The sequence below is a fragment of the Rhizobacter sp. Root1238 genome (assembly GCF_001425825.1).
Classification (GTDB): domain Bacteria; phylum Pseudomonadota; class Gammaproteobacteria; order Burkholderiales; family Burkholderiaceae_C; genus Rhizobacter.
Map to the genome: position 1 here is coordinate 138,758 of NZ_LMDM01000010.1, position 12,424 is coordinate 151,181.

Consider the following 12,424-nt stretch of genomic DNA (forward strand, 5'->3'; position numbering starts at 1 on the left):
ACACACAGATCACTCACAAGCAGGCTCCCCCTGTGTGACCGATCCGCCATCCAAGTTCCAAGCCAGGACAAAAGGCTTCGCCCCATCCCGCCGATTCGCACTCTCAGGTGCGTTCCCCGCGCGCTCACCCTGCCTCACCCGCCCCGCACCCCCAGCTTGAAACTGATCATCGCCCGCAGCTTGTTCGGCACCACCGGCTTCACCAGCAGGTGGAAGTTGTGCGCCTGCGCCTCCACCTCGTGGTTGGTCATCGTGCTGCCGCTCACCATGATGGCCGGCACGCCCGGCCCGAAGCGTTCGCGCAGCGCCTGGATCGCCTCCAGCCCGGTGTGGCCGTGCTCCAGCCGGTAGTCGACGATCAGCAGGTCCGGCACCTCGTGGCCGGCGTCGTCGCTCTGCGCCCAGGCCCGGCAGGCCGCCACCGTCTCGAAGCTGCGCACGCTCGCGCCCCAGCCCTTCAGCAGCACCTCCAGCCCGTCGCGCACCGCCGGTTCGTCCTCGACGATCACGATGCGTCGCCGGTCCAGCGTCAGCCCGATCGGCGCCTTGCTGCCGAATGACGCCGCCGCCACGCGCGGCGCCTTGCCGGGCGGCAACTCCAGCGAGAACACCGTGCCATGACCCGGCCGCGAACGCAGCGACAGTGGCGCCTCCATCAGCCCGGCCAGCCGCTTGACGATCGCCAGCCCCAGGCCCAGCCCCTTGCGCTGGTGCGGCGCCAGCGCGTCGCCCTGTGGCACCTGGTAGAACTCCTCGAAGATGCGCTCCTGCTCGCGCTCGCGGATGCCGACGCCGGTGTCCCACACCTGTAGCAGCAGCCGCCCGCCGCGCTTGCGGCAGCTCACCAGCACCGTGCCGTCCTGCGTGTAGCGGATCGCGTTCGACACCAGGTTGCGCAGGATGCGCTCCACCAGCACCGGGTCGGCGAACGCGTTGTGCGCGCCGCCGCGAAAGCGCAGCCCCAGCCCCTTCTCGAACGCCGTCGGCTCGAAGTGCAGCTTCAGCCGCCCGAACATCGCGCCGACGTTGAAATGCTCGGCCTGCGTCTCGACGCCGCCGGTGTCGATCTTCGTGATGTCGAGCAGCTCCGAGAACAGCCCCTCCAGCGCGTCGACCGAGCCGTTGATGCTGTTGACGAGGTGGATCACCTCCTCGTCGTGGCTGCGCTGGCGCAGCGCCTCGGCAAACAAGCCCATCGCATGCAGCGGCTGCCGCAGGTCGTGGCTCGCGGCCGCGAAGAACTGCGTCTTCGAGCGGTTGGCCACCTCGGCCTGCTGGCGCGCCGCATCGGCGGCCGCCTTCTCGGCCCGCAGCTGCGCGCTCAGTTCATCGGCTCGCAGCTTCAGCTTCAGCAGGTTCTCGTAGTTGAGCCGGTAATCGCTCGCGAGCAGCGTCGTCATCGCGACGATCGTCAGCAGCACGCCCGCCAGCACCAGGTCGTCGAAGCCGCCCGGCAGCCCGACGCGCAGCACGGTGGGCGCAAAGCACAGCAGCGCGAAGACGTTGTAGACCTTGCGCATCGGCGCGAGGATCGGCATGCCCGCCACGCAGAAGCTGTAGACGGTGAGCAGCAGCCCGATGCGCTCCGTCGTGCCGCCGTGCGGGTAGAACAGCCACGCGGCCGAGCCCCAGACGATGCCCGAGCCCATCGTCGCGCCGACCCACACGCGGAACCACGGCTGCGCGTCAGCCACCGTCTGCACGTTGCGGCCGCGGAAGGCGCCCAGCGCCCACAGGCGGAACAGCCACAACCCCCAGAACATCACCATCCAGCCGGCCAGCAGCCAGCGCGGCGCATGGTCCCAGAACAGCAGCGCCATCACCGACGCGCCGGCCGCGTTGCCGGCCAGCGTGGTCGGCACGTACGAATACAGCCCGTGGATGCGCTCGACTTCGGTCAGCTCGCGCGGCGATGCCGGGGCCGACATGTCAGCTCTTGCGCCAGGCCGAGAACCCACCGTGGGCTTGCGTCATCTGGCTGACGGCCAGCACCGCCTGCGTGCGCGAGCTGACGTTCAGCACCCGCAGCACCGCGGCCACGTGGTCCTTCACCGTCTCGACCGACAGTCCCAGCTCGCGGGCGATCAGCTTGTTCGGGTTGCCTTGCAGCAGCAACGCCAGCACGTCGGTCTGGCGCGGCGTGAGGCCGAGCGACGCGATCGACGGATGCTGCTGGAAGCCGCCGCCGCGCGCCGCCTCGCCGATCTGGTTGACCGCCGTCGGCACGCTGCCCCACGGCGAGTCTTGCGCGCGTTCGGACGGCCGGTCGTTGCCGATGCTGATCGACGGCACGTAGATGCCGCCGGACATCACCATGCGCAGCGCATCGAACAGCGTTTCGTTGGAGGCGCGCTTCGGCACGAAGCCCATCGCGCCCAGGTCGATCGAGCGGATCACGTCGCTCGCGCGGTCGGAGGCCGACACCACCACCACCGGCAGCGCCGGGTAGGTGCTGCGGAACTCGACCAGCAGGTCGAAGCCGTCGGCGTCGCCGAGGTGCAGGTCGAGCAGCACCAGGTCGAAGTCGTTGTCGGCAGCCAGCGTCTCACGCGCGGCGCGGGCACTGCCGGCACCGACCACGCTGACGTGGTCGCCCAGGCCCTGGATCACGGTCTGCAAGGCCGACAGGATCAACGGATGGTCATCGACCAGCAGCACTTTCATCGCGACATCCCTTTCGTGCAGGCCCGGGGCACGGCGTCGGCCCGGGACAAAGCGCCGATGCTAGCCCAGCGCTCGGGCCACCCCGCCCCCCCTGAAGAGGGTGCGGCCGCGCCGCCGTGTGAACGCCGGTGTCAAACGTAGCGCCGTGTCAGCGATTCGGCCACGCACACCGGCTTGGTCGATCCCTCGCGCTCCATCGTGACCTCGATCGTCAACTGCGCGCCGCCGTCGAGCGGCTCGCAGGCCAGCAACCTGAAACTGCCGCGCAACCGGCTGCCCACCGGCACCGGCGCCGGAAAGCGCACCCGGTTCAGCCCGTAGTTGACGCCCATGCGGGTGTCGCCGACCTCGAAGGCCGACGCGAACATCTCCGGCAGCAGGCTCAGCGTGAGGAAGCCGTGCGCGATGGTGGTCCTGAACGGCCCGGCCGCCGCGCGCGCCGGGTCGACGTGGATCCACTGGTGGTCGCCGGTGGCCTCGGCAAACTGGTCGATGCGGCGCTGGTCGACCTCGATCCAGCCGCTCAGGCCGATGTCCTGGCCCACCAGGGCCTGCAGGTCGGCGAGCTTCTCGAAACGTTTCATCAGGCCTCCAGCCACTGCAGCAGCGGCTGCCATTGTTCGAGGTCGCGCTCGACGCGGCTCGGTGCCACGTCCCACAGCGTCAGGCCGCGCGCGGCCAGGTGCACGTAGTTCTGCGTGTCGCGCAGGAAGCCGAGCAGCGGCACCTGCAGCGTCTCGAGGAAGCTGCGCAGCTGGTCGGCCGAGATGGTGCCGTCGCGCACCCGCATGCCGACGATCGCGATCGACACCTTGTCGCCGCGCCGCCGCGCCAGCAGCTCTCGCACGAAGGCGTGCGTCGCGTGGATGTCGAAGATGCTGGGCTGCAGCGGCACGAGCACCTTGTCGGCCAGTTTCATCACCTCGTCGAGCCGCTTGCCATGCAGGCCGGCGGGGGTGTCGAGCACCGCGTGCGTCGTGCCCTTCGGCGGACGCACGATCTCGTCGTGCGCCAGGTCCCAGCCGGTGATCGCGGGCAGGTTCGCGGGCCGCAGCGACAGCCAGGTGCGGGCCGACTGCTGGCGGTCGACATCGCCCAGCATCACCGCATGGCCCGCCTGGGCCAGGTACCCTGCGATGTTGGTGGACAAGGTGCTTTTTCCGACCCCGCCCTTCGGATTGGCCACCACGATCACTGGCATGCAATGCTCCTGACGATCCTTGTTTGCGGTTATGTTAACGAACACTATCGTTGTTGGGCACCCAATACTTACCCCCGCCATGAACCCATCGGAAGTCCTCGTCCTGACCGCCCACCCGCAGATGGAGCAGTCACGCGTCAACCGCACGCTCTACAAGGCGGCCAAGAAATCCGGCCACGCCACGGTGCGCGACCTGTACCGCCTCTACCCCGACTACCTGATCGACATCGAGGCCGAGCGCGCGCTGCTGCTGCAGGCGAAGCTGGTGGTCTGGCAGCATCCGATCCACTGGTACAGCATGCCGCCGCTGATGAAGCTGTGGGTCGACGAAGTGCTCGGCTTCGGCTGGGCCTACGGACCCGACGGCCACGCGCTGCGAGGCAAGGACCTGTGGCTGGTGTCGTCCACCGGCGGTCCCGACGATTCCTACCGCCCCGACAGCTACAACCGCTACCACTTCGACGCCTTCCTGCCGCCGTACGAGCAGACCGCGGCGCTGTGCGGCATGCGCTTCCTGCCGCCGCTGGTGCTGCATGGCGCGCACCGCGTCGGCGCGGCCGAGCTGCAGGCGCATGCCGACACCTTCGTGCACCGCCTCGGCAGCTACCCCGACTGGCCGGAGCTGGCCGGGCTGGACGACTGCATCGACTGCGAGGTGCCCGAATCGGCACGCCCGGCCGATGCGGTCGAAGCCGCCTTGGTGGAGAGCGCCTGATGGAGCACGGCAGCTGGTTGACAGGCGGGCTGGTGTACCTGGCCGCCGCGGTGATCGCGGTGCCGGTGGCGAAGAAGCTGGGGTTGGGGTCGATCATCGGCTACCTCGCCGCGGGCATCCTGATCGGGCCGTGGGGCCTGCGTCTGGTGACCGATCCGCAGGACATGCTGCATTTCGCCGAATTCGGCGTGGTGCTGATGCTGTTCCTGGTCGGGCTCGAACTGGAGCCGAAACGGCTCTGGTCGCTGCGCAAGCCGATCTTCGGTTGGGGCAGCGTGCAGCTGTTCGGCTCGGCAGCGCTGCTGCTCGGCGCGGCGGTCGCGGCCGGCGTGCCATGGCAGCTGGCGGTGGTCGGCGGGCTGGGCCTCGCGATGTCGTCGACCGCGATCGGGCTGGGCGTGCTTGGCGAGCGCAACCTGATGGCGACGACCTCCGGGCAGAGCCTGCTCAGCGTGGCGCTGCTGCAGGACATCGCGGCGATCCCGATCCTCGCGCTGGTGCCGCTGCTGGCCGCGGCGTCCGATGCGCCGGAACACGGCAGCTTCTGGCTCGGCGCCGCCAGGGCGCTCGGGGTGATCGCGATCATCGTGCTGGGCGGGCGGCTGCTGCTGCGGCCGACGCTGCGCTGGATCGCCGGCAGCGCGACGCCGGAGATCTTCACCGCCGCGTCGCTGCTGCTGGTGGTGGCCACCGCGGCACTGATGCAGACGGTCGGGTTGTCGATGGCGCTCGGCGCCTTCCTGGCCGGCGTGCTGCTGGCCGAAAGCGAATACCGGCGCGAGCTCGAGACCGACATCGAGCCGTTCAAGGGGCTGCTGCTCGGGCTGTTCTTCATCGCGGTCGGGATGAGCATCGACTTCTCGGTCGTGATGCAGCGGCCGCTGCTGGTCGCGCTGATCGTCGGCGGCTTCCTCGCGGTGAAGGCCGGTGTGCTGTGGGCGATGGGCCGCGCGATGCCGCTGCCGAAGGCCGAACGGCCGGTCTTCATCATCCTGCTGGCGCAGGGCGGCGAGTTCGGCTTCGTGGTGTTCCAGACCGCGGCGCAGGCCGGCGTGATCGACGCGCCGACCTCGTCGCTGCTGGTGGCGTCGGTGGCCTTGTCGATGCTGCTGACGCCGCTGCTGCTGGTGGCCGCGGACCGCTGGTGGACGCCGACGCTCGCGGGCCAGAAACGCAGCGACATCCCCGAGATCAGCGAGCAGCAGAACGCGTCGGTGATCATTGCCGGCTTCGGCCGCTACGGGCAGATCGTCGGCCGGATGATGTTCGCCAACGGCCTGACGCCGACGGTGCTGGAGCATGACGCCGAAGCGCTGGAGGCGCTGCGCCGCTTCGGCTGGCCGGTGTTCTACGGCGACGCGACGCGCCTCGACCTGCTGCGCACCGCCGGCGCCGCGACCGCGAAGGTGATGGTGCTGGCGATCGACGACGTGGAGCAGAGCGTGGAAGTGGCGACGCTGGTGCGCGAGAACTTCCCGCAGCTGACGATCGTGGCCCGGGCGCGCAATGTGCGGCACTACTACCGGCTGCGCGAGCTGGGCGTCACGCTGATCGAACGCGAGACGCTCGATTCGGCGCTGATGACGGCACGCAGCACGCTGGAGCTGCTGGGCTGGCAGCCGCACCAGGCGCGCAACCTGGCGCTGCGTTTCCGCCGGCACAGCATCGATCAGCTGGAGGCGATGCGCCCGCATGCGCGCGACCAGGAGCGGTTGATCGCCGTCGCGAAGGAAGGGCGGCAGCAGCTGGAGACGCTGTTCGCGCAGGAACGCGCCGCGGCGCTGGATCGCAAGCAGCGCGCCGGTTGGGGCGGTGCGGCGGAAAAGCCGGACGAGGAAGCGTCAACGTGATCTCCCCCCGCTCGCCCTGAGCTTGTCGAAGGGTCGGGCTGAGCCCGTCGAAGCCCCGGTTCGATGTGCGAAGGCCCTTCGACAGGCTCAGGGCGAACGGACTCCCGCTCAGCGCAGCGCGTCGTACAGCAGCTTCGCGCCGGTGAGGAACATGCCGACATACACCAGCCGATAGAACAGCGTCGGCTGGATCCGCTTCGCGAGCCGGATGCCGATCCACACGCCGACCGGCGCGAACGGCATCAGCACCAGCGAGGTCCCGAGGTTGCGCAGGTCGATCAGCCCGAGGAAGGCATACGGGATCCACTTCGACAGGTTCACGACCGCGAAGAAGGTGGCCATCGTCGCGGTGAAGATCATCGGCGGCAGCCGCAGCGGCAGCACGTAGGCGCTGACCGGCGGCGCGCCGGCATGCGCGACGAAGCTGGTGAAGCCCGACGCGATGCCCAGCCCGAAGCCCAACCAGCGCGGCGGCGGCGGCGCATCGGCACGCGGCGGGAACAACAGCCGCTGCGCGAGGAACAGCAGCGTCAGCCCGCCGACGATGCCAGCGACCGTCTTCGGCTGCAGCAGCCCGAACGACAGCGTGCCGAGCACCGTGCCGAGCAGGCCGGCCGGGATCAGCAGCCGGATCAGCGCCTTGTCGCGCTGCTGGAACAGCGCCTTCACGCCGACCGCGTCCATCACCAGCAGCAGCGGCAGCATGATGGCCGCCGCCTGCGGCACCGTGATCGACAAGGCCATCAGCGGCGTCGCGAGCGAGCCGAAGCCGGCCCCGAAGCCGCTCTTGGACAAGCCCATCAGCAGCACGGCGGGAATGGCGGCCGCATAGAACCAAGGGTCGGTGATCATGGACGGGCATTGTCAGCGCTGGGCCGCATGAAATTCCTCAGCCCTTGTTTTCTTTCACGAAAGGTTCCACGACCTTGAGCGAGGGAATGTCCTTCAAAAGCTTTTGGGCTTCATCGACTACCGATGCCGACGATTTCACGTTGCTGCCACTCAGATTGATGGACTCCAAAGAAAACGGAATTTCGTTGGACCCTCCAGTGCCGACGTTCGACGGCACCCGAGCTGGTGAAACTGGAGAAATACCCATCCCAGACATGCCGATCGGAGAAATACCGATCGAAAAGCCACTCATTTGAGCTCTTTGCCTGGCACGAAACGGCTCCCGGATTTTCATCAGGAGATGTTCCGCTGCGGAAACACTGAACTGGTTTCCGGACAGATCGAGATCCTTCAGCAACGCTCCGCATTTACGCGAAGCGACGCGTTCTGAACTGAATATCCTGGTCGAAATGCTGTTGACATCCTCATCGGTCAATCCACAGTCGCTTATTTTCAACAGGCGAATTTTCTCATGGAGTGCAATTGTCGTCACCAACTCGTTGAAAGCATCCTGAGGCTTGCCTTCTATGCCTCTGCCGGAACCCGGCACCCAGCCTCCGAGCGCCAGCCTCGTCATATCAGGGTTTTTCTGCACGACGTCTACAATCTGCTTTATATATTTCGCCACGTCAATGTTGAAGTCACTGGCGTGTTTGACATTGCTGAGATCCAGCCCTATCAGCGCGCCCCGACCGGCCGCCTGCAAGATGGAAGCCATGTCTGACACGTTCGCCCCGGCGAGACTCAGCGCGATTCCCCCTGGGCATTCGAAATTATTCAGGATAGTCGACACGATCTGACAACCTGCGTCATCCAGGGTACAGGACTCTAGATTCAAAGCGAAGCCGTTTCTTGTTCCCCAGTTCCGATGAGGCCGAGTCAGATTCCGATTGCTGAGCAATGAGAGCGCGAACGAGTCGAAATCGATCTGGATTTCCATTATATTATCTCCAGTCAACGGCTCATCTGACTTGAACAGTTCGGCACCAATGTTTGTCAAATTCTGGGGACTCAATCCCCGACCGTCAAGCCGCACCATCAGTCTCCCGCTGCGTCGGATGGCAGCCAATAATTCCTGAGAACTCGTGTGCATGTCCTGCTCAGCGGGCTTCAATTTACCGCTGCAGAAGAGACGCTGTGCTCCGAGATCCAATACGGTAATACCACCTGCGGTCACCAGAGCGGCAACCTGCTTGATGTGACTCCCCTGCAACTGGTATTTTTTATCCCGTTTCAGAATCCGTACGCCATGGAGATCGATATTGTTGATTCGTTCGCTCATGCCGACTGCAGTCAGAACCGGAGTCAAGCTTGGCAGGCTGGCGTCTCGAAGGATCAACTTCAGTCGTTCCGGACACTGGCGATGCAGCATCACCTTCACCAGATTCGATACTTGTAATTTATTCAGCTGCTTGCCGTCCAGATCGATCTTTCTGTCTTTTTTCAACATCAATAATATCGGCTCCATCTGACTCACGTCATCCAGAAACAATGGACCAACCCGGCTCTCTCCTGACTCACCAGTCAACTCGTAGGCCGAACGAGGAACTGATGAAGCCTGCCCGGAAGCAGTGCAGAAATCCAGGAAAAATTTCCGATACTCATCGTCGCCGATCTTGTTTGAAGATATATTTATTTCGAAAACATTGCAACTCGACAAAGCTTTTGATATTTTCGCGAGATCCCCTGATCCAATATTGCAATCATTCAGTGACAAGCGCCTTAGATTCGCCGATTTTCCCACCGCCTCCAAAAGACCATCCAGAGCTTCTTGCCGGCTCCCAAGATCTTGGCCACTCAGATCAAGACATGACAAGTCGGAGTGTATTGATAATATTTTTTCCAGTTGCCCGACATGCCAATCTTGCAATTCGAAACTTCCCTGCGAATTCACCACGCGTAAACCTCCGAGATCAAGTTCGCACAAGGAGGGTTTATCCATGTCGACAAGCGCCTCAAGCAATGCAGTGGCCGATGGAATCTTCGCCTTATGAAGATTCAATGTCACACCCGCTGGAAAATCCTTTTGCTTTACCAGAGCCGCCAAGTTATCCACCATATCCGTCGTCAGATGCGCATCTTCAAGATTTATTTCATCGCCAGCAGTGACATAGAGGGAACATACCTGGCTTGAAGGGCTCATCCTCAGAAGATTCAGCCAATATCCGGAGGCGCTCTTGCTGCCTGCGAATCCTGGCGAAGAGAGATCACCCGAAAAACGCCTCGATCCAGTCTTTATCATATCGATCCTCAAAATAGTCCTGAGTAACTTCGAAATTTCAGAAGTTCCCTCCTCCGTCAAAACTTCCATGGAAATATGTGAGAATCCAGTGATGTTTGCACCGACCCAGCACGACGTCCGGCGATTCTTTTGCGAGACCTGGCGCAAGCAGCGCGACGGCCTGCCGCTGACGCCGATGGAGACGGTGGCCGGTGACTGGATCGCGAACCACCCGGAGTACCACGCCGAACTGGCCGACGAAGCCACCGCGCTGGCCAAGGTCTATGAGGTCGAAGACGGCCGCACCAACCCCTTCCTGCACCTGTCGATGCACCTGTCGATCAGCGAGCAGGTCAGCATCGACCAGCCGACCGGCATCAAGCAGGCGTATGCCTTGCTGGCCGCGAAGCGCGGCTCGGCGCACGACGCCCAGCACGAGATGATGGAGTGCCTGGGGGAGATGATCTGGGCCTCGCAGCGCAGCGGCCTGCCACCGGACGGTCACAAATACATCGACTGCGTGCGGCGCCGCGCGACGCGCTGAATCGCCGGCCCCACGGGGTTACCAACGCTACGATTTGCTGACAACTGTCGGCGCGGGGATCGGTCACCATCGGCCGATGAAAGCCCTTTCACACCTCCGCCCCCACCGCACCGGCTTCGTCGCCGGGCTCGCCTGCGTCAGCTTCGCGTGCCTGGTCGGGACATCGCAGGCCGATGCCGCGCCCTTCGTGCTGGCCTACACCGACGGACAGATCGGCCAGTCGTACACCAACCTGCAGGCCTACCACGCTCAACTGAGCGCCGTCGGCCTGGGCTCGGCCTACAACCTGACCGCTGCGGGCACGGTCGGCACCGAGGGCATGACGAACACGACGCGCAGCATCATCAGCTTCGCGAAGAGCAAGGGCCTGCCGCTGTACCCGACGGTCTCCGACTACAGCAACGACACCGGGGGCTTTGACCCGGCGATCTCGAAGGCGGTGCTGGCCAGCGCTGCCAGCCGCGCGAAGGCGGTGACGAACCTGGTGAACCTCGCGACCGCGAACGGCTTCGCCGGCATCGACATCGACCTGGAGGCGGTGCAGTCGTCGGACAAGGCGAACCACAGCGCGTTCATCTCTGCGCTGGCCGCCGGCCTGCATGCGCAGGGCTTGAAGCTGGTGATCAGCATCCCGCCGAAGACCGGCGACAAGGCGCCTGACTACCTGGGCGGCTACGACTACGCCGCGATCGGCGCCGCGGTCGACTACTTCCAGGTGATGACCTACGACGAGGTCGGCCCGGGCTGGGCGAGCAGCGGCTTCAACGGCGAGGTGTGGCCGGGCCCCGAATCGGGGCTGGACTGGCAGAAGGCGATCCTGTCGTACACCGTGTCGCGCGTGCCGGCGTCGAAGGTGCTGGCCGGCCTGCCGAGCTACGGCTACGACTACAGCACCAACCAGGTGGTGCACTGGTCGAGCTACCCGGCGGTGCTGGCCTCGCATCCCGGTGCGGTGCTGCAGCGCGATGCGGCGTCGGCCACGCCGTATGCCACCTGGGGCACGGTGCGCAAGCAGCCGGACGGCACCGAATGGAGCAACTCCACCAAGCAGCCGGCGCTGTGGTACGACGATGCGCAGAGCATCCAGGCCAAGACCGCGCTGGTGAACGCCTACGGTCTCGCCGGCACCAGCGTGTGGGCGATGGGCTATGAAGACGCGAGCTTCTGGTCGGCGGTGAAGGCCGGGCTGGACAACGGTGCGACGGCGCCTTTGAGCATCGACGCATCGGCCGGCACCGGCGGATCGATCGTGCCGAGCGGTTCGGTGCAGGTGCAGCAAGGCCGCAGCCAGGGCTTCAGCATCGTGCCGAACGCCGGTTACGACATCAGCGCGGTGACGGTGGACGGCGCGGCGGTCGGTGCGGTGACGAGCTACACCTTCAGCGACGTGCAGGCCGGGCATTCGATCCGTGCGGCGTTTACCGCGCGTGGCGGCAGCGGCGACACGCAGATCGAGGCGAGCGGCACCGGCCAGGTGTGGACCAAAGGCGCGACGGCGCTGTCGAACGCGAACCGCCAGGCGCGCACCGGCATCAACGACGGCAAGCTGGCGACCGGCGTCACGCTGAATGCGGCGGGCGAAGGCGAAACCGGCAAGTGGGAAGCGGCCGGCGTCACCTGGTCCGCGGCGAAGACGGTCTCGAAGGTCACGTTCATCAACGGCGCGATCGACAGCTACGGCAACGGCTACTTCGAATCGGGCGTGAGCCTGCAGTACACGACCGATGGCACGCGCTGGATCGAATCCGGCTGGGCGATCGCGCCGGCGTATCCGAACAGCGCGGCCGCTGGTGGCGCCAGCTACGCGTTCAGCGGCACGCCGCTGGCGGGGGTGCTCGGTGTGCGTGTCTCGGGCAAGACCGGGCCGCAATCGTGGAGCGCGATCGTCAACGAGGTGCAGGTGACGGGGCGCTGAACGCGGAGCTGGGGGGCAGGTTTCGCCCTGCGTGGCATGCCGGGTCTCGCCCCGGCGGGCGAGTCACTTTCATTTGAGCCCAAATGAAAGTAACCAAAGCAAAGGGCCTCAACACACACCATACGGTTCGTTCTGGCTCTCGCCCCGGCGGGCGAGTCACTTTCATTTGAGCCCAAATGAAAGTAACCAAAGCAAAGGGCCTCAACACACACCATACGGTTCGTTCTGGCCCGCTTCGGACAACACTGCCACGCCGCTTGTGATCCACCTTGACTGGGATTGTTGACCGTTCTTCTCCACCCGGCTCGCTGCGCTTCGCCCAGACGACGCGGCGGTCGCGGGGGCGAGACGAAGCGACGAGCGCGAGTCGAGTGGCAGGGGGAGAACAACAATCCCGACGAACGGGGATGTGCAGCCGAGTGG

10 protein-coding genes are annotated in these 12,424 nt (G+C 65.4%); 4 read left to right on the forward strand and 6 right to left on the reverse strand.

Features of this window, described 5'->3' with window-relative positions; all coding sequences use genetic code 11:
* Nucleotides 1-134 precede the first annotated feature (134 nt).
* The 4 genes from ASC98_RS10635 to ASC98_RS10650 all read right to left on the reverse strand — a co-directional run bounded on the left by ASC98_RS10635 (nucleotide 135) and on the right by ASC98_RS10650 (nucleotide 3,865).
* Entirely contained in the window at nucleotides 135-1,928 is a 1,794-nt protein-coding gene (locus ASC98_RS10635) for an ATP-binding protein (RefSeq protein ID WP_056808057.1), read from the reverse strand.
* 1 nt (nucleotide 1,929) lies between these two features.
* Nucleotides 1,930-2,664, reverse strand: coding sequence for a response regulator transcription factor (locus ASC98_RS10640; RefSeq protein ID WP_056808059.1), 735 nt, complete (start codon nucleotides 2,662-2,664; stop codon nucleotides 1,930-1,932).
* A gap of 131 nt (nucleotides 2,665-2,795) precedes the next feature.
* On the reverse strand, nucleotides 2,796-3,248 hold the full coding sequence (locus ASC98_RS10645; RefSeq protein ID WP_056808060.1) for a MaoC family dehydratase: 453 nt from the start codon (nucleotides 3,246-3,248) through the stop codon (nucleotides 2,796-2,798).
* On the reverse strand, nucleotides 3,248-3,865 hold the full coding sequence (locus tag ASC98_RS10650) for a ParA family protein (protein ID WP_056808061.1): 618 nt from the start codon (nucleotides 3,863-3,865) through the stop codon (nucleotides 3,248-3,250). The genes ASC98_RS10645 and ASC98_RS10650 overlap by 1 nt, the downstream gene beginning before the upstream one ends.
* Nucleotides 3,866-3,944: 79 nt before the next feature.
* Between ASC98_RS10650 and ASC98_RS10655 the strand changes: the two genes are divergently transcribed.
* Nucleotides 3,945-4,580: an NAD(P)H-dependent oxidoreductase gene (locus ASC98_RS10655; RefSeq protein WP_056808062.1), complete on the forward strand. Its 636-nt coding sequence runs from the start codon at nucleotides 3,945-3,947 to the stop codon at nucleotides 4,578-4,580.
* On the forward strand, nucleotides 4,580-6,430 hold the full coding sequence (kefC, locus tag ASC98_RS10660) for a glutathione-regulated potassium-efflux system protein KefC (RefSeq protein ID WP_056808063.1): 1,851 nt from the start codon (nucleotides 4,580-4,582) through the stop codon (nucleotides 6,428-6,430). Before ASC98_RS10655 ends, kefC begins: the two co-directional genes overlap by 1 nt.
* A gap of 108 nt (nucleotides 6,431-6,538) precedes the next feature.
* Here kefC and ASC98_RS10665 read toward each other — a convergent pair whose 3' ends face one another.
* Both ASC98_RS10665 and ASC98_RS30280 read right to left on the reverse strand, forming a co-directional pair.
* Nucleotides 6,539-7,282 carry a sulfite exporter TauE/SafE family protein gene (locus ASC98_RS10665; protein ID WP_056808064.1) on the reverse strand — a complete coding sequence of 248 codons (744 nt, stop codon included), beginning with the start codon at nucleotides 7,280-7,282 and terminating at the stop codon, nucleotides 6,539-6,541.
* Between the two features lie 37 nt (nucleotides 7,283-7,319).
* Nucleotides 7,320-9,632, reverse strand: a complete 2,313-nt coding sequence (locus ASC98_RS30280) for a hypothetical protein (RefSeq protein WP_157598301.1) — start codon at nucleotides 9,630-9,632, stop codon at nucleotides 7,320-7,322.
* Between the two features lie 22 nt (nucleotides 9,633-9,654).
* Between ASC98_RS30280 and ASC98_RS10675 the strand changes: the two genes are divergently transcribed.
* Nucleotides 9,655-10,086 (forward strand): DUF1841 family protein, encoded by a 432-nt coding sequence (locus ASC98_RS10675; RefSeq protein WP_056808067.1) that lies wholly within the window; start codon nucleotides 9,655-9,657, stop codon nucleotides 10,084-10,086.
* A gap of 76 nt (nucleotides 10,087-10,162) precedes the next feature.
* Entirely contained in the window at nucleotides 10,163-12,001 is a 1,839-nt protein-coding gene (locus tag ASC98_RS10680) for a glycosyl hydrolase family 18 protein (RefSeq protein WP_056808069.1), read from the forward strand.
* Nucleotides 12,002-12,424: the final 423 nt, after the last annotated feature.